At 70.1% G+C, this 24,024-nt stretch carries 15 protein-coding genes; 5 read left to right on the top strand and 10 right to left on the bottom strand.

Features of this window, described 5'->3' with window-relative positions; translation table 11 throughout:
• Positions 1–18: 18 nt before the first annotated feature.
• From AB0B96_RS12660 to AB0B96_RS12650, 3 genes are read right to left on the bottom strand one after another with little or no spacing between them, the layout of a single operon-like run.
• Positions 19–2,151 (bottom strand): hypothetical protein, encoded by a 2,133-nt coding sequence (locus tag AB0B96_RS12660; RefSeq protein ID WP_362898220.1) that lies wholly within the window; start codon positions 2,149–2,151, stop codon positions 19–21.
• A complete protein-coding gene (locus tag AB0B96_RS12655) occupies positions 2,148–4,295 on the bottom strand; it encodes a hypothetical protein (protein ID WP_362898218.1) in 2,148 nt (715 codons plus the stop codon). Before AB0B96_RS12655 ends, AB0B96_RS12660 begins: the two co-directional genes overlap by 4 nt.
• A 30-nt stretch (positions 4,296–4,325) precedes the next feature.
• Positions 4,326–5,483, bottom strand: a complete 1,158-nt coding sequence (locus AB0B96_RS12650) for a hypothetical protein (RefSeq protein ID WP_362898216.1) — start codon at positions 5,481–5,483, stop codon at positions 4,326–4,328.
• An 801-nt stretch (positions 5,484–6,284) separates the two neighbouring features.
• On the opposite strand from AB0B96_RS12650, the gene AB0B96_RS12645 reads away from it, so the two are divergent.
• Together AB0B96_RS12645 and AB0B96_RS12640 are read left to right on the top strand one after the other, a co-directional pair.
• Positions 6,285–6,500 carry a hypothetical protein gene (locus tag AB0B96_RS12645; protein ID WP_362898214.1) on the top strand — a complete coding sequence of 72 codons (216 nt, stop codon included), beginning with the start codon at positions 6,285–6,287 and terminating at the stop codon, positions 6,498–6,500.
• A gap of 159 nt (positions 6,501–6,659) precedes the next feature.
• Positions 6,660–8,975 carry a polysaccharide lyase 8 family protein gene (locus AB0B96_RS12640; RefSeq protein ID WP_362898212.1) on the top strand — a complete coding sequence of 772 codons (2,316 nt, stop codon included), beginning with the start codon at positions 6,660–6,662 and terminating at the stop codon, positions 8,973–8,975.
• 168 nt (positions 8,976–9,143) lie between these two features.
• Here AB0B96_RS12640 and AB0B96_RS12635 read toward each other — a convergent pair whose 3' ends face one another.
• Genes AB0B96_RS12635 through AB0B96_RS12620 form a run of 4 tightly spaced genes read right to left on the bottom strand, consistent with a single transcriptional unit; the run spans position 9,144 to position 13,809 of the window.
• On the bottom strand, positions 9,144–9,773 hold the full coding sequence (locus AB0B96_RS12635) for a hypothetical protein (RefSeq protein WP_362898210.1): 630 nt from the start codon (positions 9,771–9,773) through the stop codon (positions 9,144–9,146).
• The gene (locus tag AB0B96_RS12630) at positions 9,760–11,496 is read right to left on the bottom strand and encodes a VWA domain-containing protein (RefSeq protein WP_362898208.1); all 1,737 of its coding nucleotides are present in this window, start codon (positions 11,494–11,496) and stop codon (positions 9,760–9,762) included. Before AB0B96_RS12630 ends, AB0B96_RS12635 begins: the two co-directional genes overlap by 14 nt.
• Positions 11,493–12,659, bottom strand: coding sequence for a toxic anion resistance protein (locus tag AB0B96_RS12625; protein WP_362898206.1), 1,167 nt, complete (start codon positions 12,657–12,659; stop codon positions 11,493–11,495). Before AB0B96_RS12625 ends, AB0B96_RS12630 begins: the two co-directional genes overlap by 4 nt.
• A 34-nt stretch (positions 12,660–12,693) precedes the next feature.
• A complete protein-coding gene (locus tag AB0B96_RS12620; RefSeq protein ID WP_362898204.1) occupies positions 12,694–13,809 on the bottom strand; it encodes a hypothetical protein in 1,116 nt (371 codons plus the stop codon).
• A gap of 210 nt (positions 13,810–14,019) precedes the next feature.
• Between AB0B96_RS12620 and AB0B96_RS12615 the strand changes: the two genes are divergently transcribed.
• Entirely contained in the window at positions 14,020–14,880 is an 861-nt protein-coding gene (locus AB0B96_RS12615; RefSeq protein ID WP_362898202.1) for a 3-methyladenine DNA glycosylase, read from the top strand.
• Between the two features lie 387 nt (positions 14,881–15,267).
• Positions 15,268–16,716 (top strand): endo-1,4-beta-xylanase, encoded by a 1,449-nt coding sequence (locus AB0B96_RS12610; RefSeq protein ID WP_362898200.1) that lies wholly within the window; start codon positions 15,268–15,270, stop codon positions 16,714–16,716.
• Between the two features lie 126 nt (positions 16,717–16,842).
• On the opposite strand, the gene AB0B96_RS12605 is transcribed toward AB0B96_RS12610, so the two are convergent.
• On the bottom strand, positions 16,843–18,030 hold the full coding sequence (locus tag AB0B96_RS12605) for an endo-1,4-beta-xylanase (protein ID WP_350941702.1): 1,188 nt from the start codon (positions 18,028–18,030) through the stop codon (positions 16,843–16,845).
• Positions 18,031–18,220: 190 nt separating this feature from the next.
• Positions 18,221–19,132 (bottom strand): polysaccharide deacetylase family protein, encoded by a 912-nt coding sequence (locus AB0B96_RS12600; RefSeq protein WP_362898198.1) that lies wholly within the window; start codon positions 19,130–19,132, stop codon positions 18,221–18,223.
• 670 nt (positions 19,133–19,802) lie between these two features.
• Here AB0B96_RS12600 and AB0B96_RS12595 point away from each other — a divergent pair.
• Entirely contained in the window at positions 19,803–20,795 is a 993-nt protein-coding gene (locus AB0B96_RS12595; RefSeq protein WP_362898196.1) for a glycoside hydrolase family 11 protein, read from the top strand.
• Positions 20,796–20,982: 187 nt separating this feature from the next.
• On the opposite strand, the gene AB0B96_RS12590 is transcribed toward AB0B96_RS12595, so the two are convergent.
• A complete protein-coding gene (locus AB0B96_RS12590; RefSeq protein WP_362898194.1) occupies positions 20,983–23,823 on the bottom strand; it encodes a carbohydrate-binding protein in 2,841 nt (946 codons plus the stop codon).
• Positions 23,824–24,024: the final 201 nt, after the last annotated feature.

Below are 24,024 nucleotides of genomic sequence, written 5' to 3'. Positions count from 1 at the left end.
GTGGGGGGGTGGGATCGGTCAGCAGGTCCGCCAGCGCACCGTCGTACTGATCGAGTCGTCGAGGGCGTGCACGGTCACCGGAGCGGTGGCCGACGCGGGGGCGCCACACCAGTTGCGGACCCGGTGGGCACGCAGGTTGATCACCTGGGTGACCCCCTCCCGCAGCGTGCCGCCGGAAGGGCTCACGGCCAGGCCGGGAGCCGAGATCCGCCATTTCAACGGCTCTCCGGAGGAGGTGATGACCATGCTTCCCAGGCCGAACTCGTCCAGCGTCACCACGGGCGGGACCCGCAGGCGGGAGGCGAGCCCGTCCTGCCGCGCCGGCGCGTCGGCGGCGGGAGGCGGAGATCGGGTGGCCTGGCTGGTGGACGCCTGCAGCGACCTCGCGGGCTCCTCGGGCCCGATCGCGGGGCCGAGGAAGTTCATTCCGGTCAGGGTGCCCGCCGCGCCCGCCACGACGATGATGACGATCTTGATCGTCGTGTTCCTGATCCGGGCACCCGCCCAGCTGAGCGCCTCCAGTACGCGGATCCCCATCTCGATCCGCTCCTCGTCGGGGCGGTCGTCGGGTTCGGTGTGGAAGCGCAGCGCGGGAACCTGGGTGTCGTCGAGTGTCCCGGTCTCGCGGGTTTTGGCCTCGCGGGTTTTGTTCTCGCGGGTTTTGTTGTCGCGCGCTCGGGTTTCGCGTGTCCCGGTATCGCGCATCTCGACGGACGCCTGCCCGGCGATGACGACGGGTTCGGCCTTGGCGACCGGTTGGGGAGCCGGCGGCTCCTGCCGGGGGATGGTGCCGGTGAGCTCCTCGCTCTGGGCGAGGACCTCACGAGCCCACGCCTGGGTGAGCAGGGCGTCGTAGAGGGGGGTGTCGTGTCCGGGTACGGGAGGCGCGGACGGCGGGCGGGCCGGCCGGGTCCTGCGGGGCGGCAGGGCGGGCAGCGGGGGCAGGCCCGAGGAGGCGGCGGGAGCGCGGGAACCCGCCGCGGGCCCCTCTCCCGATGCCGTGACCGGCGACACCGCGCCCGACGTCGTACTCGGCGGCGTCGTGGCAGGTGGTGTCGCGGCGGGTGGCTTCGGCTTCGTGGGAGGTTTCGACGCCACCGGTGGGTAGGGGGGCGTGCCGACCCTGGGCGAGGGCGGTGCCGGGGTGGTGCCGCCCGCGGCCGGGGAGGCGGGCGGCGTGGAGGACCGTCGTCCGGGTGGGGAGGCGGGCGATGCGGAGGACCGTCGTCCGGGTGGGGCGGAGTGCCGGCTGCCGGGCGGGGCGGGAGTCCGGCCCCCGGGCGGGGGCGCGGGAAGGACCGGGGAGTGTCCACCCGCAGGAGGGGCGGACAGGACGGGAGACCCGCCACGGGCCGGTCGTGTGGGCGGGGCCGCCTCCGAGGCCGCCTCGCGGGCGGCCTCGGGAGGCAGTGAGTCCACGAGCCGCTGCCGCTCCTCGGCGGAGAGCGGCGCGACCGGGGGGTAGGCGATCATCTGCGGCGCCGTGTAGCGGATGTTGATCGGCCGCGTGCACACGGAACACCTGATCATGTGGGAGAGCAGGCTCGCCTGGGCCTCCACCGGGTCCGCGGCGGAGTGCGCCGTCCGTCCGCCGGGCGGGCCGTCGGGAAAGACGTCGGGAAAGACGTTCTCCACCAGCGGGGCGAGCTCGGGGCAGGTACGCCGCCCGTGGGTGAGCGCGTCCAGCCCGCTCACCAGGGTCTCGATCAGATCCTGGGTACGGGTGGTGAGCCTGCTGACCTCGTTGACGGGCATCGCCAGCACGTGGGAGAGGTCCTCCATGCTGAGCGCGTGACGGTACGTCAACCTGAGCGCCTCGGTGCCCAGGGGGTCGACGATCGTCCACACCCGCTCGATCAGCGAGGCGTCGGGCATGCCGGGCCCCGAACCCGGCACGTACCGCTCCCGGTAGGCGGCAGAGGTGCGGCAGTCACGTCGCAGTGCGGCCAGCAGCCGCCCCCGGGCCGTGACGCCCTCGGGAGCGGCCTCGGCCCGGCCGGCCGCCAGCGCGGAGACGACCGCCGCGTGCGCCCGGCCGGGTTCGAGATGGGAGGCGGCGTAGTCCATCAGGTGCGCGCCGTGCTCACGCACCCAGGCCGCCCCCTGGCCGGGGCCGGGCGTGGGACGCCCGGTTCCGGTAGGTGTGCTCATCGGCCCTCGTACTCGAACGGGTTCTGCTCGGTCTGGTCTCGGGGGGGCCGGCCCCGGTCGGACTGGGAGGGAGCGGTGTTCTCGCCCGGCCACTGTTCGGAGACGTCGCCTCCGGGGTCTCTGGGGGCCACCGCGTCATCGGGACCCGGCTGGGCGGGGTTCAGCCCGCCCGTGTCAGGCTGCCAGGGCTCCTCCTGGCCGGGGACGCCCTGTCGCCGGTCGCCCTGCCGCTGCTCACCTTGCCGCTGCTCACCTTGCCGCTGCTCGCCCTGTCGCCGGTCGGTCTGTCCCTGGTCAGGCTGCGGGAGGGTGCTCTCGCTGGGGATCGGGCTGGGAAGCGGGACGGGAGGAGGATCGGTCACCACGAGCTCCAGATTGCGCTGGGGCAGTCCGGTGAACTTGGTCCAGTTGCTGATCTGGCCGGGTGCGGGCTCCGCGTAGAGCCAGCGGATGAAGGCGGGCCACAGGCACGAGTCGCGGGGGATCGTGGCCTGGCCGCCCTGGGCCTGGTCCGGCCCCTGGGTCGCGCTGAGCGCCCGGAGTTCCTCGGCGGTGTAGTCACGGCACGGCGGGGTGCCCGGCGGGGCGATGTTGAGGTCCCACACGCCGTTCTCGTCCGTGTAGCGCATCCCCCTGTCCAGCCCGAGGGCCTCGTGGGCGCGCCGCATGAGCTCGGGGTTCTCGAAGATCGGCAGTGAGACACCGCCGTCCGGGCCACCGCCGGGAAGCTGCGGAGTGGCCGGCATGAGCACGGTCCCGTCGGGACCCTGCGACGCGTTCTCGGCGGGACCGAGGGAGGGCTGCGGCTGGGACGGCCCGGCCGAGGGGAGCTTCCGCGACGGGTCGGGCGCCTGGGAGCGAGTGCGGTCGCCGTCGCGCGGTGCCACCGAGGGCGTGCCGGCGTCACCGGTCGGCCTGGTCTCGGGAGACGCCGTGGACACGGGACCTTCACCCGAGGGCACGATCGGCCGGCCGGTGCCCGACCGGATCGCCGGCCTCAGGGTGCCCGTCGGCCGGGGGTTCCTCGCGTTGTCCCCGGGCTGCGGATTCCTGGCGTCGCCGATGGGCCGAGGTTGCTGCTGCCCGTTTCCTCCGGTGGGCTGGGCCTGCGGGGGCTTGAGGCCACCGGTCGGCTGGGGCTGCTGCTGCCGGTTCCCCTCGCCGGGACGCTGCCCGTTCCTGTCCGGGGACTGCTGCCACTTCCCGTCGGGGGGCTGCTGTCCGTTCCTGCCGGTGGGCTGGGGCTGCCTGTTTCCGTTGTCGGCGGGGGGCTGCTGTCCGTTCCCGCCGGTGGGCTGGGGTTGCGGCTGCCTGTTTCCGTTGTCGGCGGGGGGCTGCTGTCCGTTCCCTCCGCTGGGCCGGGGCTGTGCCGACAGGGTGGGCGCCGATGACCTCGTCGCGCCGGACTCGGGAGCCGGCTTGGGCGGCGAGACGACCTCGACCTGCTCCACGGGCCGCGGCTCGATGACGCTGCCGCTCTCGTTCTGGCTCTCCGAGATGTTGCCGCTGATCTTCTTCGTCGGGGTCGGAGCCGGTGGGGCGGGAGGGTTGACGGGTTGGTTGTTCACCTGGGCGGGAGGAGGCTGGGCGGGGGGTTGCGCCGGCCCGGGGTTGGGTGCGGGCTGGACCGGCGCCGGGTCGGGCTTGGCGGGCGGATCGGCCTTCTTGGGCGTCGTGGGTTTCGTCGACGTGGTCGCCTTGGGGGCGGCCGGCGGGGCCGGAGTGCTCTTGGGGTTTCCCGGCCGCTGGAGGGGGGCGGCCGCGGCGGCGGCCACGCCCAGGACGGGAAGGGCGACACAGCCTTCCGCGGTGCCGCCGACCGCGCGACCGTCGGTGGTGGTGGTCAGGCAGACCCGCTGATCCCCGGCGGCGGAGGCCCGTTTGGTGCCCTTCGCGATCGTGCTGCCCGCGTCGGCGCCGGAGAGCGGGAGCGGTTGGTCACCGCCGGGTGCCGCGCCCGCCGACCAGGCTCCCGCCTGGTCGTCGAGGAGGTACGTTCCCGCGGCGAGTCGCATCACCTGCCCCTCGCCGGGGTCGGGGCGGATGGCGATGACGGTTCCCAGCCCGGCGCCGGCGCCGAAGACACCGATCGCGACACTCGCAGTGATCACCGTCGCGCGCGATGGCTTACGTGAGGGTGTCATTAGAATGTTCCTTTTCTTCCGGTAAAAACGTCAGTCGCCGTGGCTCTCCAGGACATCGCTCCACTCGCCCAGCACGCGAGCGGGTTCGTTCGAGCCGACGGGGGGGACATGGGTCACATACATGCGTCCGTATGTGGCGCTCACCGAGCGTGCGAAGGACTTGCCGCGGGTGCGGACGGCGGCCGAGCCCTTCAGCTTGACCTTCGCCCCTTCCCGCACCGCCTCGCGGAGCTCGGTGGATCGGGCTCCATACCAGACCAGGGCGCCCCCGTCACTGGTCCTGAGTGCGCGTACCGGTCCCTCAAGCCGGTACGACAGCGTGAGCTTCCAGTCGGCCTGCTCCAGCCGGACCCGCTCCTGATGCCAGAACAGCGAGGCCTCACTGGTCCACGGGCCTTCCTCGAACCGCGAGTCGATTTCCGCGTTCTCCAGACTCGCGAGGTGCGCGCGGGCGATCTGCCGAGGGGTCGCGCTCAGGCCGGTGGCGTTCTCCGGCAGGCTCGTCGCGTACCCCTCGCCGTCGGTGGCTATCTTGGGGAACCGCGCCGGGGTGTCGCGCGTGTCGGCCGCCGAGGCGACGAGCCGCCAGCCTCCGGGGGCCGAGCTCATCACGTCGACGATCCTCGCGACACCCGGTTCGTGCGAGACCGCCACGAACCAGTCGGCGGTGCCCTCCACATGGCGCGGGATCCACACCTGGGGGTTGGGCCATATCCCCGTCGCGAGTGAGGTCCCCTGCATCTCGGCGGTCTTGAAACTCGCCCGTGTCATCTCCAGCGCGAGCCCGTGCTCCAGCTTCGCCATGGCCGCCTGGTCCTTCCTGGCCTGGGCCGCCGACAACCCCCGCTGGTAACGGCCGTGGATGCCGTACGCCTCCTTGGCGGTGAGCTCGGGTGAGCTGGACCCGGCGGGCGGGTCGGCGGGTGGCGGGGTGGTCCTGGTCTCGGTCCGTGGCTTCCGAGTGGGAGTGGCCTCGGGGCGAGGGGACTTCTCCTTGCCGCTTTTGGTGGGCGTGGGCTTCGGTGTCGGTTCGGGGGTGGAGCCGGAGGGCTCCGGCGTCGGTGAAGGCGAGGAGTCGGCCTTCTCCCAGCCGGTGTCGGAAGGGTCGGGCGTGGGGTTCGCCGCGAGGGACGAACCGGAGGTCGATCTGGTCACGAGCCAGATCACGGCGAAGGCGATGATCGCCAAAACCGCCGTGAACAGAATAACCTTCCGCCAATCGAATGACAGGAGGCGTTCGGGATGCCAGTCGGATGCGTGTTCGGAATCGTGCCGAGAGGAAGCACCGCCACGGCGAGAGGGCCCAGCCTGTCCATCTGGGAAATCTGATGCACGCCATGACATAGGTCCAAATATTAGACTGACCGTGATCTATTTGGAAGGTAAAGGGCTCAGTAATTGACACTTATGGTTATTGGGTTATAAATAACACCTAACTCGATATACGGACGGTCCGAAACGGCGAGTGCCCCCGCCTGCAGCCCTCCTGTGGTTGGATCGTGCCACTGGTTCTCTAGAGATGTGGGGACATCCGGAGGTTTCGGATGATCCTTCACGTTTCTTGGTGAACTGCCATTTCCCTGGGGAAGGCCGGTCGTTCACCTCCCGGTGGGCTTTCCGGCGGGGAGGCGGGGCCCTCGTCGCGTACGGGCGATCGCGCAAGCGTTTCCCACTCCGGATTGGTGCAAGCCGTCATAGCAACTTGATATGAATACGTTTCCTCTGTTTAGCTGTTCGGTTCCTGGCCGGCGTTCGGGTAATTGGAACCCTGCTTTTCCGAGACCGCTCGGAGGGCGGTGCCCCACCCTTCGGACGCCCGCTGGGCGAGGCGCGCGCGACGGCCGTACGCACGGCCGGGGGCGCCGGGGCGAGCGAGGGTTCGCCGCTGTCCGAGGTTGTGCGCGGGGCCTTCTCGACCGGGAGATGGACCTCCCAAGGACAACCCCGGGGTATGGACCTCCCGAGGACGACCACGGCCCGGAGGCTGCCATGACCACCTACACCCTGTCGATCGTCGAAGGCGACACCGGCGACGACATCTTCTCGCCCGCCTCCCCGATCCACTTCAGTCAACTCGACGTGTACACCCTCATGTGGCTGACCGAGCACGGATACGAGGAGGCAGGAAGGCGGGTCGTGGTCACCCCGGTGGGCCACGAACCCGAGGGGGTCCGCGTGGTCGCCTCCCGCGACGTGGATCTCTGACCCCCGCCCGCCCGCGACGTGGCCCCACCCGAGTCGGATACCGCTCGGGGGATCACTCTGACCCTCGCCCGCCTGCGGCGAGTCGCCCACATCACGGCAAACGACGGCAATGTGGCGCGGTGTCCACGGCGAGGATGATTTCCGGCCGACAATCTAGGCGTGGACCGACATTCCCGGAGATCTTTCCTTCGGCTCGGCGGGGTCGTCGCGACCGGGGCGATGATTCCGGCGTACGCCGCGCACACCGGTATCGGGCGGCACGAGGAGACCGCGTCCCCGAAGAGCGCGTCGCACCCGCCGGCCGATCCCCTCACCGCGCTGCGTCACCGCTGGCGGGACGTGACGGCGGGGTCGGGGTTCGACGCGACGGCCGAGCCGTACCGGACCCGGCTGGCGAGGCTGGGGACGAGGGCGGCCGGATACCGGGACGCCATGGCGCCGGCCGACGCGTCGCTCTGGCCCGGCCTGCCGTTCCCCTCGCTCGGCGCCACCACCGCCCGGCTGCGGACCATGGCCCGCGCGTACGCCCTTCCGGGGACCGGGCTGACCGGCGACGCGAACCTGGCCGCGGCCGTCGCGACCGGCGTCGACCACTACCGGCGGCGGGTGTACGCGGCGGGCGCCGACCAGGTCGGCAACTGGTGGCACTGGCAGATCGGTGCCCCCAGGAACCTCCTCGACGCGGCCCTGCTGATCGGCCCGCACCTGACCGGCCCGCGGGCCGCGGCGCTGCGGGAGGCGGTGGACCACTTCGTCCCCGAGTGCCGCCTGGACGACTACGAGGGGACCAGCACCGGGGCCAACCGGGTGGACCTGTGCGTGGTGACGCTGCTGCGGGCCGTCCTCGGCTCCGACCCGGCGAAGGTCGCGCTCGCCGTCTCCGCGCTCTCCCCGGTCTTCCCCTACGTCTCCGAGGGCGACGGGTTCTACCGGGACGGCTCCTTCGTCCAGCACACGACCGTCCCCTACCAGGGCACGTACGGAGCGTCGTTGCTGTCCGGCCTCGCGACGCTGTTCGCGGTGTTGCGCGGCTCGCCGTGGGAGGTCGTCGACCGGGAAAGGCAGGTCGTCTTCGACAGCGTCGAGAGGACGTTCGCGCCGGTCGTCCACGACGGCTCCTGCATGGACCTGGTCAGCGGCCGGGCGGTCGGCAGGCGGCCGTACGGCGACCACGACAGGGGGCGGGCGATCGCCGCCGCGATCCTGCTGCTGGGAGAGACGGCCTCCGCCGCCGAGCGGTCCCGCTGGCAGGGCATGGTGAAGGGGTGGGCGCTGCGGAACACCCACCGGCCCATGCTCGACGCGGCCGAGGAGGACGACCTGGGCTTCCACGCCCGCCTCGCCGCGATCCTGGACGACGACGCCGTTCCCGCGGCCGAGGAACCCGCCGGGCACCGGCTGCTCGCGATGAGCGCCCGCGCCGTCCACCGCGGGCCCGGCTGGTGCGCGGGCCTCAGCATGGCCTCCCACCGCATCGGCCACTACGAGCACGGCAACGGCGAGAACCTCCGCGGCTGGCACACCGGCTCGGGGATGCTCTACTGGTGGGCCGACGGCCACGGCGACCAGTACTCCGACTCCTTCTGGACCACCGTCGACCCCTACCGCCTGCCGGGCACGACCGTCTCCACCCGGCGGCTGGCCGACGGCGCAGGCGAGGCGTGGGGCGACACCTGCCCGCCGGGCCGCTGGGTGGGCGGCGCCACCGATGGTGCGTACGCGACGGTCGGCCAGCACCTGAACGGCTTCGAGAGCACCCTGGAGGCCTTCAAGTCGTGGTTCTTCCTCGACGACGCGGTGGTCTGCCTCGGCGCCGCGATCACCGCCACCGACGGCGTGCCGGTCGAGACCGTCGTGGACAACCGCAGGACCGGCGCGCCTCTCGTCGTGGACGACGGGAAGGGGTGGGCGCACCTGGAGGGGCACGGCGGTTACGTGCTGCCCTGCGGCACCCGCCTGCGCACGCTGCGAGAGGAGCGCACCGGCGGACGGGAGCGGGCGACCCGGAGTTACGTGACGCTCTGGCTCGACCACGGTGTCGATCCCGTCTCGGCGGGTTACGTCTACCTCCTCCTGCCGGGCGCGAGCCTGGCGGAGACCCGCTCCCGCGCCGCCGACCCCGGCTGGGCGCGGGTGCTCGCCAACAGCGCCCGCTGCCAGGGTGTCCGGGTCCCGTCGCTCGGGATCACCGCCGTCAACTTCTGGAACGACGGGGCCGCAGGGGACCTCGCCGTCTCCGCCCCGTGCGCGGTGCTGGTCAGGGAGACCGGCGACGGTACGGCCACGCTGACCGTGTCGGACCCCCGGCGCGACCTGGACGAGCTCACCGTGACCTGGAACCGGCCGGTGACCGGGGTGTCGCGCGGACATCCCCTGCTGGCGGGCGCGACGACCGGCGCGCGGCTCACGCTCACCTTCGGGCGCCTGGCGGGCCGGGGCGGCGGCTCGAACACGGTCGTCGTACGTCTCGGTTGACGGGGGCCGAATCCGACGAACCCCCTCCCTCCGCCGGAGGTGCCGGGTGGCCGGTTCGGAGATCCAGGCGGGAGGTGCAGGCGGGCCGGGTCGGATACTCAGGCCCGAGCCGCCGGAGGTACAGGGTAGCCGGGTCGGAGATTCGGGCCGGAGGTGCAGGGGGCCGGGTCAGAGGTCCAGGCCGGAGCCGCCGAACCGGTCCCGCAGGAACCTGCCCTGGTCGCGCAGCGCCTGCTCGTCACCCCGGTAGACCGACTCGGCCACCTCGCGCAGCCGGGTGTCCAGCAGGTCGAGCTGGGCGAGCAGTTCCTCGTGCGCGCTGCGCTCCCGCTCGCCGCGCCGGGTGAGCGCGTAGGAGCGGGGCAGGTTCGCGTACGTCTCCAGGCTGGACGGCAGGTAGTCCCTGATCGTCTGCGACACGATGTGCAGGTGGTCGGGCGAGGAGGTGAGCGTGTCCGCCCGCCGGAGGATGTCGCGCAGCACCTCGGCGAGCGCGCCGACCCGCCTCACCACGTCGTCGGGGAACCGGTTCCCGTCGACCTTGGCCGACAGGGCGGCGAGGTCGGTTTCCAACTGCCGGGACTCCACCTCCGCGTGCGAGATGGTGAGCCTCACCCGGTCGGCCGGGGCCAGCAGCGCTCCGACGCCGTACAGCCCGGCGACCACGACGGGCCAGAACGTCCCGGCGACGCCGAGGAAGACCAGGACCACTCCGACCAGGGCGAGGACGCATCCGGTGATGTTCCTGGTCGACCCGGCGTAGGCGAGGATCCGCCTCAGCGGGCTACTGGTAGCCACGGATCTCCTTGAAGGCCGCGGCCAGCGACCCCTGCCGGGCGTCGAAGGTCGCTCCGCCGGTGAGTTCGGCGATCCGTTTCATCTCGTCGACGTCGCTGTCGCCGAAGAGCACGACGAACGTCCGGAACTTCACGGGCAGTGCGGCGTAGTAGTCGGCGAAGTCGTCGTAGGAGGCGCCGTCGGTGTTCTCGCCGTCCGTCATCAGCACGATCGAGGTGAAGTCCTCCGACGGCGACGACCGGATCTGCTCGTAGGCGGCCCGCAGGCTGTCGAAGATCGCGGTCCCGCCCTCGGCCCGCAGCCCCTCGCCGTACGAGCGGATCTGCCGGAGCACCGGTTCTGGGTCGCGGTCGGGCAGCGTGAAGGTCCGCGGGCTGCCGGGGGCCGTGTTGAACGGGATCATCGTCACCGTCTCGCGGTCGCGGAAGCGCGAGAACGATCCGCCGGCGGAGGTGTCGGCGCCCGACAGCGCGGTCAGCGCCTGCTTGAGCGCGTCGATCCGCCCTCCTGCCATCGAGCCGGAGGTGTCCAGCACGAACAGGGTCCGCGAGGGCCTGCGCACCTGGTTGAGGTAGGCGCCGATCAGCCTGTCGGCGGCGTCGCGCCGGTTGGGGAAGGGCAGCTCCACCGGCGACGCGGTCCCGAAGCGCGCCTCCGGCCTCACCTCGGGGACGATGGGCCTGCGGTGGGTGGTGGTCATGATCTCCCGCTGGATCTCCGGCGTGCGCAGCCAGGCGGCGAGCTTCCCGTACAGCTCCTTCTTCTCCGGGGGTGCGGAGCTCAGGAGCGTGAGCGGGTAGTCGGCCGTCACCACTCCGTCGCCCGGGTAGACCAGCGTGAGCGGCTCGGCGAGTTTTCCCGAGGCGTTGAGGCCGAGCAGCACGGACTCGTAGTTCACCAGCCCGTCCACCCCGCCCTCCCTGGCGTACGCGTCCGCGAGCCAGCCGGAGGAGCCGGAGGTGAGCGTCTGCGCCGAGAAGAACTCCTTCAGCCTGGGGGTCACCGCGTCGATCTGGGCCTCCTCCAGGGCCTCGCCCGCGTCGGAGAGCGCCGCCGTCACGCCGACCAGCGCCGAGAATCCGGAGTTGGACGCCGCGGGGCTGGTCATGCCGAAGGTGAACCTCCCCGCGCGTGCGGCCGAGGCGATGTCGTTCCAGGTCACGGTCTTGCCGTCCCAGCCGAGCTCGCGGGCCTTGGACGCCTTCAGCCCGAGCAGCACGGGCGAGACCATGATCTTGGTCTGGGTCGAGAGCCGCGCGGACGCCCCTTCGATCAGCGACAGGTAGCGGTTGGAGGAGAACCAGGTCGCGTCGTACCGCCCGTCCGCGCCGCCGCCCGCCACCTGGTCGGCCCCGTCGAGCGTTCCGGCGTACGACAGGGCGACCCGCACGCCGACGGCCTCCCCGGCCCGCTTGAGCAGCGGTTCCAGGTCGCCGACCTCGCTTCCCGCGAGGACGCGCAGCACGTCCGGGCCGTCCGGGTGGCGGGTGGCGGTGCCGGGGGTTTCCGTGGTGCCGGTCCCGCCGCACGCGACCGACACCGTCAGCAGGGCGAGCACGGCGAGCGCCCACCCGAGCCGGCGGGCACCCGCCCGCGCGCCGGGTGCCCGCATGACACGGCGGGAGTCGCGCGGGGTGCCGGGTGCGGGTCCGTCCAGGTGGGGGGTACGTGGGGTGCCGGGTGCGTGTCCCGCCGGGCGGGGGCCGGGCGCCGAGCCCTTCATCGCGGAAGCTCCTGCTCGTCGCCGCGCCGGGAGCGCTCCAGGTACGTGCGCGCGTGGTCGAGTTCGACGGTCAGGCTGTCCACGGTGATCGCCATGTTCTCCACGGCCTTGGCCTTGAACGTGTCGATCGTGTCCATGGTGGCGTAGACGTTGTCGAACGCCCTGCGCAGCGCGTCCATGTCGACCGTGGTCGACGCCGCCTGGGTCTGGATGTCGGCCGCCTGGGTGCGTAGCATCTCGCTCGTCGCCACGATCAGGTCGGAGGTGGTGGCGTTCAGCGCGGTGATCTGGTCGAGCACGAGTTTCTGGTTGGCGAGGGCCTGGGCCACGGTCACCGCCGTGCGCAGCGCCGCGACCGTCGTCGTGGTCGCCCGGTCCACGCCTTTGATCAGTTCGAGGTTGTTCCTGCGGATCAGGTCGAGGGCGAGATACCCCTGGGCGGACACCGCGAGCTGCGTCAGCAGGTCCTGGTGCTTCTGCCGGATGCCGAACAACGCGTCCGAGCGCAGGGCGGTGGCCTTCTCCGGCTCGGCCGCCTCGACATACATGATCTTCTCTTCCACCGCGGCGTCGAGGGCGGCGGCGAGCAGGGCGTACTCCTGCAGGCGCTTCATCGACTCCCACAGGTTGGTCTTCTCGCCCTCGATGGCCGCGTTGTCCTTGCGCAGCTCGTCCTGTCCGGACGTGAGGGCGCGGATGATGTCGTCGAGGTGTTTCTGCGCCGACCGGTACTTCGCGAAGTAGTCGCGCAGTTTGTCGCCGAACGGGATCAGTCCCAGCAGCTTCCTGGCCGGGGCGGACGCCTGCTTGGGGTCGAGGTCGACGATCGTCCGGCGCAGCGCGACCAGCTGTCCCGCCACCGCCGCCTGCGCGTCCCGGCCCTCGCCCTTGACGGAGGCCAGCGCGGCCACCGGCCGTTTCAGCATGCGGTTCGCCACCTGGGAGGAGGCCCGGATCTCCGAGTCGCCCATCGAGGTGATGTCGTACACCTTCCGGGTGAACTCCGGTGACCTGGGGTCCAGGCCGCTCAGCTCCTCGGCGAAACCGCGGGCCTTCTCCGCGAGTTCCGCCTCCCGCCCCTCCGGGACCGGCAGCATGGTGGCGGCCTTCTCCGTGGGCACCTTGGCCACGGGTTCTGGCGGGCTGAGCACGAGATCGCTCACGGTGGTCTCTCCTCGAAGCGCTGGGAAGGTGAGGTCAGGGGGTGGACGAGGGGACCGCTCCGGACCGGTAGCGCGTCTCGATCGCGGAGATCATGCCCTCCAGCCGCTCGTGGTCGGGGGGTTCCACCACGTCGACCAGGCCGGGAGGCAGCGGCGCGTTCACCTTCGCCACGAGGTCGTCGAACGCCTTGGCGGCGGCGGTGCGGAAGCCGTACCGGGCCGCGAGGCGTCCGAGTTCGGGGTCCTCCTGCAGGAGCCTGCCGACCTCGGTGCCCTGCGCGCTCAACGGCACGAGGGTGTGCTTGCTCAGGACCGTGGGCGAGGGGTAGAGCAGCCGCATGTCAGGACGGATCGAGCCGTCCCCGGCGAACAGCCGCGAGGCGTACTGCGCCTCGTAGATCACGACCATGGGCGTCTTCCCCATCCCCAGGGACAGGTAGTCCTCGAACGGCGCCTCGGTGGAGGTCTCGGAGTATCCCTGGTCGAGGAAGAGGGGGGCGACGGTCCCGGCGACCCTGGCACCCTGCTCCTCGGAGGTGACCACGTCGTCGCCGTTGGCCACGTAACCGGCGATCGAGAGATACATCGCCGCGGAGTTGGAGGTGCGGATGTCGGTGGTGGTGAGCAGTACGCGTTTGCGCGCCGGGTAAGCAGTATTGCCCGGTAGTTTGTCCCACCGAGTGCCTTTAGCCACCATATCCAGATATTTCCGGATATCGAGCACCTGGTAACCCTGTCCCGAGTCCCGTACGACCCCCGCCTTGCTCAGGACCTCCACGATCGGGGTGAAGGTGGCGACCGCCATGGGGGAGGAGAACGGCGCGAACGTGCGCGCGACCCCCCGGTCACGCCTGATCTTCTCGGCCGCCGGAGCGCTGGACGGGAACGCGAAGCCGTATTTCCCCAGGTCCACCGAGGTCGCGATCTGGCGCGACCCGGCGGTGTCGACCTCCACCCGGAGGCCGTGCCCGGCGAAGACCGCCCGCACCTGCGGATCGTCGAAGAACGGCTTCTTCTCCGACCCGATCACCCCTCTGACCAGGGTGAGCTCCCGCGTCTCCGCGCCGCCGCCACGGTTGCCCGCCACGATCGCCGCCACCACGGCGGCACCGAGGAGCAGCGCCAGCCCGACACCGATCCAACGCTTCATGTGATTCCTCGAAGGCTTGCCCCGTATCGCCATTAATAGCGGCTGTAATCGAATTATGTGATTAATGACGACAGTGCGAAGCGCGGTACCCGCATTTGTATTGACAATTCATCTTCCGTTCACCGATGCGCCGTTCGGCGGGCGCTCACCGTCGCCCGCACCCGGAAGGGGGGCGGACGGGCACCATCCGCCCGCGCGTACCATTCAGCGGTGGAGGTTCTGGAACCGGAGGAGTGGCGGGCTCGGGCGGAGGCCCACCGCCGGCGGATCGAGGTGTGGGCGGAGCCGCACCTGGCGCGCCGGGCGCGGGGCGAGGCCCATCCCATCGAGGACTTCCTGTTCACCTACTACGGGCACCGGCCGGCGCGGTTGCGCAGGTGGCATCCGGGCGCCGGGGTGCTGCTGAAGGGGGCGCGCGATGTGGGCCGCGGCTACCTCGACACCCCCGAGGGAGCGACGCTCGACACCGCGACGCTGATGAGCAGGCGCGGCCCCTCCGTCGAGTGGATCATGCGGCTGCTGGCCGCCACCGCGTCACGGCCGGGATACTTCGGCTGCTTCGGCCTGCACGAGTGGGCGATGGTCTACAAGGCCACGGAGGTGCGGCACGACTCCTGGCCGCTGCGGCTCAGCGGGGAGGAGATCGCACAGGTCGTGGAGGAGCGGGGCGTGCGGTGCGGCCACTTCGACGCGTTCCGCTTCTTCACCCCCGAGGCGCGTCCGCTCAACGCGCTGTGGCCGACGAGGGAGCGGCAGCCGGAGCTGGAACAGCCGGGCTGTCTGCACGCCAACATGGACCTTTACAAGCATTCCTACAAGCTCTCGCCCCTGGTCCCCTCGGAACTCGTGGCCGACTGCTTCGAGCTGGCCAGAGAGATCAGGACCCTGGACATGCGCGCCTCCCCGTACGACCTCACCGCGCTCGGCCATCGGGCGATCCGGATCGAGACGTCCGAGGGACGGGCCGAGTACGCCGCCGAGCAGCGGGGATTCGCCGAGCGGGCGAGGCCGCTGCGGCGACGTCTGCTCGACGCGTGCGAACGGCTGCTCGCCGCCGGCCGCCCTTCCTGATTCGCGGGGGCGGGAACGAGGATCTCCCGCCCTCGCGATCTTCGAGCGCGAGGGCGTCGCACTGAAACTTACATTCACCGTGTCTCGCCTCGCTGCGATGGGACCGCAAGGTTTCAGGAGGCAGGGACAGAGGTTGTGAGCATGGCCAGGGCGTATACGCCGAGCGAGGATCCGAAACTTTCTGTGCAGCCTTGACGTATTTCGGTGAGGTTTCCACACTGAGTCCCCAAGGCGTCCTCCTACGGCCAGGTCGGTGGCGCGCGCAGCAGGGCCGTCGCCTGCGACGCCCTGTGGTGTGCCTTTCCGGCCTTTCCGGCAACGGGCGTGACGTCGAACTCACGGGGATGTCCCCCGTGTTTCCCGTGATGCATTTATGGAGGCTCAGGCATGGGCACAAATGCCATCCCCCCACCCGGAACCCGGCGCCCCCTCGGTGGTCTCCGCCGGACCCTGGTCGCCGGTGCCCTCGGCACCCTCGTGCTCGGCACGTTCGCGGCGGTGACGGTTCCGGGTTCGGCCGGTGCCACTTCCGCCGGTTCCGCGAGCGCCGCGGCGACCACGCTCGGCGCGGCGGCCCAGCAGAGCGGGCGATACTTCGGCACCGCGATCAGCGCCGGCAGGCTCGGTGACTCGCAGTACACCACGATCGCGAACCGTGAGTTCGACATGATCACCGCCGAGAACGAGATGAAGATCGACGCCACCGAGCCGAACCAGAACCAGTTCAGCTTCGGCAACGCCGACCGCATCTACAACTGGGCGGTGCAGAACGGCAAGCGGGTGCGCGGGCACACGCTGGCCTGGCACGCCCAGCAGCCGCGCTGGATGGAGAACATGTCCGGCAGCGCGCTGCGCCAGGCGATGATCAACCACATCAACGGTGTGATGAACTACTACAAGGGCAAGATCTACGCCTGGGACGTGGTGAACGAGGCCTTCTCCGACAGCGGCGGCGGACGACGCGACTCCAACCTGCAGCGCACCGGCAACGACTGGATCGAGGTCGCCTTCCGCACCGCGCGCGCCGCCGACCCGGCCGCCAAGCTCTGCTACAACGACTACAACATCGACAACTGGACCTGGGCCAAGACCCAGGGCGTCTACAACATGGTCCGCGACTTCAAGCAGCGCGGCGTGCCGATCGACTGCGTCGGCCTGCAGTCGCACTTCAACAGCGGCAGCCCGTACAACAGCAACTACCGCACCACCATCCAGAGCTTCGCCGCCCTCGGCGTGGACGTGCAGATCACCGAGCTGGACATCCAGGGCGCCTCCCCGCAGACCTACGCCGCGGTGGTCAACGACTGCCTGGCCGTGCCCCGCTGCAACGGCATCACCGTGTGGGGCGTCCGCGACCAGGACTCCTGGCGCTCGGGCGACACCCCGCTGCTGTTCAGCGGCGGCAACAAGAAGCCGGCCTACAACGCCGTCCTGGACGCGCTCAACGCCGCGACCCCGAACCCCACCCCGTCGCCCACTCCCACCGTGACCCCGACCCCGACGCCCACCCCGACCCCGACGCCGACTCCCACCCCGGGTACGGGGGCGTGTACGGCGACGGTCGAGACGACCAACAGCTGGCCGGGAGGGTTCCAGACGACGGTGACCGTTCGCGCGGGTAGCTCGCCGGTCAACGGATGGACCGTGCAGTGGGCCTGGCCTGGCGGGCAGAGCATCAGCAGCCTGTGGAACGGCCAGCACACCGTGTCCGGTTCCAACGTGACCGTCCGCAACGCCCCCTACAACGGTTCCATCGCGGCGGGTCAGTCGACCACCTTCGGCTTCACCGGCAACGGCACCGCGGCCACCCCCACGGCCACCTGCACCAGCCCCTGATCCGATCCCGGTTCGGGCCGGGCCGCGCTGTTCGCGGCCCGGCCCGTTCGTCTCGTCACCGAGTCCTCCACGGGAGGCTCGGCCGAGAAACGGCGGGGTGTCCGAGCACGGACACCCCGCCTTCGCTCATCGCCGGGGCTTCTGCGGGATCCTCGGCAGGACGTTGGGCGGTCCGGTGAACGCCAGGTCGGCCTTGACGACGTTGTAGGCGAGCTTGGGCCGGTAGGACTCGTCGTACAGGGTGGCCAGGCCCTCCGGGGGGTCGGAGAACCAGCCGGGCACCCAGGAGTGCCTGTCGGTGAATCCCCAGACGGTGTAGGCCAGACAGTGCCGGTTGGCGAGGCATGCCTGCAGCAGCACGCTGAAGTTGGCCGCCGACGCCTGGAGGCGGGGGTTGACCTCGTTGGAGTCGCCCGCCCGCACGCCGTCGGTCATCTGGCTGCGCACGTCCACCTCGGTGAACGCCGTGGCGAGCCCGAGGTCGGAGAAGGCGTCGAGCACCTCCAGCGCCTGGAAGGCGTTGAAGTTGCCGTACTGGGTGCCGAGATGCCCCTGGCTGCCCACGCCGTCGATGGGGACGCCGCTCGCGCGCAGTTGCCTGACCATGTTGTAGACGTACCAGGTCTTGTCCGAGGCGCCGCGATCGCCGAACGCCTCGATGTTGTAGTCGTTGTAGAACAGCAGCGCGCCCGGGTCGGCCGCGCGGGCCCAGCGGAAGGCGTCGGCGATGTAGCCGGGGCCGAGGTGCTGCGCCCAGAAGCCCTTCAGGTGGATCGACGACGGGCTGTCCCACGGGTCGCTGGCCGCCTCGTTGACGACGTCCCACTGCCAGATCTTGCCCTTGTAGCGCTTGACGACGGTGGTGATGTGGTCGCGCAGGATGTCGCGGAGCTGGGTCTTGCTGATCGTCCCGTCCTCGACGCCCTTGGTGAGCCAGGTCGGCAGCTGGTTCTGCCAGACCAGCACGTGCCCGCGGACCTGCTGCTTGTTCTTGCGGGCGAATTCGATCAGCTCGTCGGCCGGCCCCCAGTTGTACACGCCCCGGGTCGGCTCCAGCGACTCCCACTTCATCGCGTTCTCGGCGGTGACGGTGGAGAACTGCGAGGCGGTGAGCGCACGGTACTGCGGATCGCTCGCGTCGCGCAGCACGTCCATGTCGACGGCGGTGCCGATGGCGAGGTTGTGGCGGGCGGCGAGTGCGCGCAGGCTCTGCTCGGCGACCTTGGGGGGCCGCTCCTTCGCCTGCACGGGGACGGTGTTCAGCGCACCGGCCAGCATGAGCGTGGTGGTACCGACGATCAGTAAACGCTTCATCGAACTCCCTCGGAATCGGCCCCCGAAAAATTTTCGACACGACAAAGAAAAGTGATGACGTCGGTCCCCGCACCGCGGATCCGCGGTGCGGGGACCGACACGGCCGGATGACGGCTCCGTGAGCTCACCGGCACCCGTCGTCCGTCGGCCTCGTCCGGGGTCACCGGCGAGGCCGAGGTCGTGGGGAAGGTCAGCCCACCCGGCAGGAGACCGTCGGCCAGGTCCAGTCGCCGCCGTGCATCACGGTGAAGCCGAAGGTGTTGCCGCTGCCGTTGGGACGCATCGTCATGACCTTGCCGCTGCCGTCCCAGGTCGGGCTGCCGTTCCAGGTGGAGCTGATCCGCTGGGCGTTCCGCAGGGTCACGGTGACGATCCAGTTGTTGCTTCCCGAGACGTTGACCGACAGGTTGAACCGGTCGCTCCACTGCTGGCCGGCGGTGATGCCGGCCGTGCAGCTGCCGGTCGGCGGATTGGTCGGGGTGCTGCCGCCGTCAGGTGCCACGGCCCTGCCGGTGGAGGGGGAGATCATGCCGGCGCACAGGTTGCGGCTTCTGAGGTTCGCGGCGATCTGCGGGATCGCGTTGAGCGTCGTCGCGTACTGGTCGTGCATCAGGATGATCTGACCGTTCTGCAGCCGCCCGGCGGCCTGCACGATCTGGGCCGTACTGGCGCCGTTCCAGTCCTGGGAGTCGACATCCCAGATGATCTCGGTGAGGCCGAGTTGCTGCGCGACCGACCGCAGGGTGGCGTTGGTCTCCCCGTACGGAGGCCGGAAGAGTTTGGGGGCGGTCCCCGTGGCCTGCTGGATCGCCTGCTGGGTCCGCTGGAGCTCCGACTGGATCTGGGAGCTGCTCATGTTGACGAGGTGGGGGTGGGTGTAGCTGTGGTTGCCGATCCACATGCCGGCGTCCTGCTGGGCGCGGACCAGGGCCTGGTTGTTCTGGGCGTTCTGCCCGGTGTTGAACATGGTGGCCCGCAGGCCGTTCTGCTTCAGGGCGTTCAGCAGGTTGGCGGTGTTGCCGGGGTTGGGACCGTCGTCGTAGGTGAGTCCGACATATCCGGCACTGCAGTCGGCGGCCTGCGCCGCGGGTGATGAGGTCACGGCGAACACCGTTCCGAGAACCACGAGGAGACTCATGACGAGTGAATTCCGGACGCGCGAGCGGCGTCTCCGGCCTCCACTGCCGATGGTCGCGTTTTCGATCATTCTGTTCCTCCACTGGAACATCGATCGGTGAGAACGGACACCGTACGGCTGCGGCGTAACACGTACGGAACGCACGGAACCGCGGTTCCGTCGTCACTCGCCCCGGGTGAGGCGAGCAGGGCCTGTTTGGTGAGTCATTCTGTGGATTGTTACGAAACCTGTCAAGGAAGCATCGAAACGTTTCGGAATCGCTGCCTTGTATTTGATCATCAGGGAGAAGCTTTCATGGAGAAATCTGGCCTCGCCTGATGACGCAATCTCTGCTACCAGGCAAAACGTTCTATCGGCAAAGCTCTAGCAAGATCAGATTTCCGATATGTTTCTGAAACTTATTGACAGTTCGGCGGAGGCGAACCCACACTCTCACCATCGACAGCCCGAAACGCTGCCGATCCGGGTCACTCGCCGCGCGGCCTGGTCCTCCGGCCGTCGACCGTACGACGGCCGGCCAGCCCTGCCGCGTTGTACGACCCCAACGCGTGGTGGACGTCCCCTCGGCCACCGCGAGCCCCGCCGGGTCGTATCACGCTGCCTGCCCCAGCCCTCACGAGGAGGAAGCACGCACATGAACGATGCCCCCCGCAAGAGGCGCGGACGCGGTCGCGTCAGGCTGCTCGTCGGCCGTGCCTGCGCCGTGGCCCTGGCCATCGCCGTGGCGGTACTGCCCGGCCCGGCCCACGCGGCCGTCACCACCAACCAGACCGGCGACAACGGCGGCTACTTCTACTCGTTCTGGACCGACAGCCAGGGCACGGTCTCCATGGAGCTGGGGTCCGGCGGAAACTACAGCACCTCGTGGAGGAACACCGGGAACTTCGTCGCCGGCAAGGGCTGGCGCACCGGCGGGCGCAGGGCCGTGAACTACTCGGGCAGCTTCAACCCGTCGGGCAACGCCTACCTCACCCTCTACGGATGGACGAGAAACCCGCTCGTGGAGTACTACATCGTCGACAACTGGGGTAACTACCGGCCCACCGGCACGTACAAGGGCACGGTCACCAGCGACGGCGGCACGTACGACATCTACCAGACGACGCGGTACAACGCCCCCTCCATCGAGGGCAACAAGACGTTCAACCAGTACTGGAGCGTCCGGCAGTCGAAGAAGACCGGCGGGACCATAACCTCCGGCAACCACTTCGACGCGTGGGCCCGTAACGGCATGAACCTGGGCAGCCACGACTACATGATCCTCGCCACCGAGGGATACCAGAGCAGCGGAAACTCCAACATCACGATCGGCGGCTCCTCCGGCGGCGACAACGGCGGCGGCAACAACGGCGGCGGCAACGGTGGCTGCACCGCGTCGCTCTCCGCGGGCGAGCAGTGGAGTGACCGCTACAACCTCAACGTCTCGGTCAGCGGTTCGAGCAACTGGACCGTGACGATGAACGTCCCGTCCCCCGCGAAGATCCTCTCCACCTGGAACATCAGCGCCAACTACCCCAGCGCCCAGGTGCTGACCGCGAGGCCCAACGGCAACGGCAACAACTGGGGTGTGACGATCCAGCGCAACGGTAACTCGACCTGGCCGACGGTCTCCTGCAGCGCGGGCTGACCTCGTGACGACGGCCGCGTAGCGCCGTACCTGATTTTCCGACCGGATGTGCGCTCACCCGGCTCAGGCGGGTCCGGTCGGAAAACGGTGGCCCCGTTTCCCCTGGGGGGGTGAGGCGGGGCCACCGCCATGTCCGGACCCTCGTCTCCGGCGGGGCGGAGCCGGGTGACCGGCCCCGCCCCGTTGATCAGCTTCCGTAGACCTCGAAGGTGAACAGGGAGTACCCGTACACCGTGGCCCGGGTGGTGCCGTGGATCCGCACGTACCTGGCGGAGGCGCTCAGGCCGGTGTGGTCGTCCTCACCGCCGTTGCCGCCGGTCACCGACCGGGCATTGGCCCAGGTCGTTCCGTTCGTCGAGGTCTGGATCTGGTACGCGGAGCCGTAGGCCGCCTCCCACACCAGACGCACCCTGTTGACCGTGTACGTGGCGCCCAGGTCGACCTGGATCCACTGCGGGTCGGAGAACGCGCTGGACCACCGGGTCGTCGCCGACGCGTCCACCGCGGCGGAGGCGGGGTAGGTGGCCGACTCCTCACTGGAGGCCGTCGCCGGCTTGTTCAGCGCGAGGTTCGTCGACGTCGTGCCGCCGTTGAAGGTGAAGGAGTCGACGTCGAACAGCGACCCCGTCCCCCCGGTGAAGACCAGGAACAGGTTCGTCGTCCCCGAGGGCGGCGTCACCGTGCCGGTGACGTTGACCCAGTTCTCCCAGCCGCCGGTCGGCGCGACCGTGGCCGTGCCGATCACCGTCCCGGTCGCGGAACCGGCCCGCAGGGTGAGCGTGCCACCGGCACCCGCCGACGCGACCCGGGCGGTGAACGACGTGACCCCGGTCAGGTTGTACGGCGTGAACGAGATCCAGTCCCCGCTCTCGACGTGCCCGACCGCGTTGCCGCCGTTCGCCGACGGCTTGGCCACGACCTGCACACCCTGCTGGGCACTGTAGTGCTCGGCCTGGCGGGTCCGCGGCTGCAGGACGGCCTGCGGCGCGTGGACGGCCGTGGTCGAGCCGGCCGGGGTGTACTCCGCGTCGAAGACACCGAAGATGTTCGCGTTGGCGTCGTGCTCACCGTCCACGGGAGTCTGGATGGTGCCCGAGCAGCCGGTCGCGCTGGTCATCTGGTGGCCGTGACTGTCGTGGCCGAGAATGTAGTTGATCTTCACCCGGGAGCAGTCGACGGTCGGGGAGTTCGGATCGGTGACGCTGATCTGGAACGGGATCGCGTCGCCGAAGTTGAACACCCGCCCGTTGAGCGGCAGGTTGAGGGTGACCGTCGGCTGCCCGACGCTGATGACGGTGCTCGCCGTGGCGCTGCGACCGGTGTTGTCGCTCACCGTCAACGTCGCCGTGTACGTGCCGTTGGCCGCGTAGGTGAACGACGGGTTGGCCGCGGTCGAGTCGGTGCTGCCGTTCGTCGTGAAGTCCCACGCGTAGGTGATCGGGTCGCCGTCAGGATCCGTCGTCCCGGCCGAGCTGAACTGCACGGTGAGCGGCGCGTTACCGGCCTTCGGGGTGGCGTTGATCACCGGGATCGGCGCCTGTCCGGTGCCCGAGTTGTACTCGATCCTGTACACGGCCGAGTTCGCGTCGCCGCCGAACCAGCCGGTGCCGTAGTCGAGCACGTACAGCGCGCCGTCCGGCCCGAACTCCATGTCCATCACCTGCGTGCCGGTCCAGGCGGGGAAGGGCTCGATCGCGCCCACCCCGCCGCCCGAGGCGAGGGTGACCGTCTTGATCCACCGCCGCCCGAACTCGCCGATGAACACCTTGCCGTTCATCGACGCCGGGAACTTCACGTCGGAGGCGAGCCCGGCGTCGTAGTTGTAGACCGGGGCGTTCATCGGCGACCAGCTTCCGCAGCACAGCTCCGACCGGTCCTGGCCGACCCCGTACGGCAGCCAGGCCGCGCGCGAGGCCGGGAGCTGGGTGATGCCGGTGTTGTTGCGCGAGGTGTTCACCGGCCCGCCGGCGCAGTTGAACGCGGAGCCCGAAGGACCCGACGGGAACGTGAAGTCGATGTACGGCACGTTGAACTGCGAGCAGTACGGCCAGCCGTAGAAGCCGGGCTGGGTGATGCGCTCGAACGAGACCGACGCCGCCGGGCCACGGGTGGCACTCGCGGTGCCCGCGTCCGGCCCGTAGTCGCCCAGGTAGACGATGCCGGTGGCCTTGTCCACGTTCATCCGGAACGGATTGCGGAACCCCATCGCGTAGATCTCCGGCCGGGTGTTCGCGGTGCCGGGCGCGAACATGTTGCCCGAGGGGATCGTGTAGCCGCCGGCCGCGCTCGGCTTGATCCGCAGCACCTTGCCCCGCAGGTCGTTGCTGTTGGCGGAGGTGCGCTGCGCGTCGTAGGCGGGGTTACGGTCGGTCCGCTCGTCGATCGGCGTGTAACCGCCGGAGTCGAACGGGTTCGTGTCGTCACCGGTGGACAGGTAGAGGTTTCCGGCCGCGTCGAAGTCGATGTCGCCGCCGACGTGGCAGCACATGCCCCTGCTGGTGGGGACGTCGAGGACGGTGACCGCGGAGGCCGCGTTGAGGGTGTGGTCGGCGTTCACCGTGTACCTGGCGAGCCGGTTCACCCCGTTGAACGGGGCGAACTGCGCCGCCGTCCCCGAGGCCGGCGCGTCACCGGCCGGGGTGGACAGCGGCGGCGCGTAGTAGACGTACACCCACCGGTTCGACGCGAAGTTCGGGTCGGCCTTGATGCTCTGCAGACCCTCCTCGTCGTGCGTGTACACCGGGATGGTGAGCGCCACCTTGGTGTTGCCCAGCACGTCGGTGTAGCGGATCGTGCCGTCGCGCGAGGTGTGCAGCACGCCCCGGTTGGGCAGGACGGTGAGCCCCATCGGCTCCCCGGTCTCCGCCGCGCCCTTGGCGAGCGTCACCTGGGTGTAGCCGGGCGCCGCGAGCGCCACCGCGTTCGAGGTGGTGTTCGAGGTGGTGTTCGGTGCGGCCTGCGCCGGTGGGGGAGCCAGGCTGAGGGCCGTCGCCAGTACGGCGACGCAAGAGACGAGTTTTCTTAGCATGATCGGCGGTGCTCGCTTCCTGTGGTACGAGTCCATGCGGGCGTGCGCCGATCACGCCGGCGACGCGGAGAGGTGGGGAATCCCTCGGCGACGTCGCTCGGACAAACTGTGACTGTTATTGGTAAAACAGTCAATAAGCTGTTGTCAGGAAATGTGAGGCAGGTCACTTTCGAGCACTGCGTGATCGGGGTGCGCCGTTCG

The organism is Streptosporangium sp. NPDC049046 (assembly GCF_040649155.1).
GTDB lineage: Bacteria > Actinomycetota > Actinomycetes > Streptosporangiales > Streptosporangiaceae > Streptosporangium.
This window is presented reverse-complemented; position numbering and strand designations above follow the sequence as displayed.

Coding starts and splice junctions, on each gene's coding strand:
- AB0B96_RS12660 (WP_362898220.1), bottom strand. CDS start 2,151: ATGAGCACACCTACCGGAACCGGGCGTCCCACGCCCGGCCCCGGCCAG.
- AB0B96_RS12655 (WP_362898218.1), bottom strand. CDS start 4,295: ATGACACCCTCACGTAAGCCATCGCGCGCGACGGTGATCACTGCGAGT.
- AB0B96_RS12645 (WP_362898214.1), top strand. CDS start 6,285: ATGACCACCTACACCCTGTCGATCGTCGAAGGCGACACCGGCGACGAC.
- AB0B96_RS12630 (WP_362898208.1), bottom strand. CDS start 11,496: ATGAAGGGCTCGGCGCCCGGCCCCCGCCCGGCGGGACACGCACCCGGC.
- AB0B96_RS12620 (WP_362898204.1), bottom strand. CDS start 13,809: ATGAAGCGTTGGATCGGTGTCGGGCTGGCGCTGCTCCTCGGTGCCGCC.
- AB0B96_RS12610 (WP_362898200.1), top strand. CDS start 15,268: ATGGGCACAAATGCCATCCCCCCACCCGGAACCCGGCGCCCCCTCGGT.
- AB0B96_RS12605 (WP_350941702.1), bottom strand. CDS start 18,030: ATGAAGCGTTTACTGATCGTCGGTACCACCACGCTCATGCTGGCCGGT.
- AB0B96_RS12595 (WP_362898196.1), top strand. CDS start 19,803: ATGAACGATGCCCCCCGCAAGAGGCGCGGACGCGGTCGCGTCAGGCTG.
- AB0B96_RS12590 (WP_362898194.1), bottom strand. CDS start 23,823: ATGCTAAGAAAACTCGTCTCTTGCGTCGCCGTACTGGCGACGGCCCTC.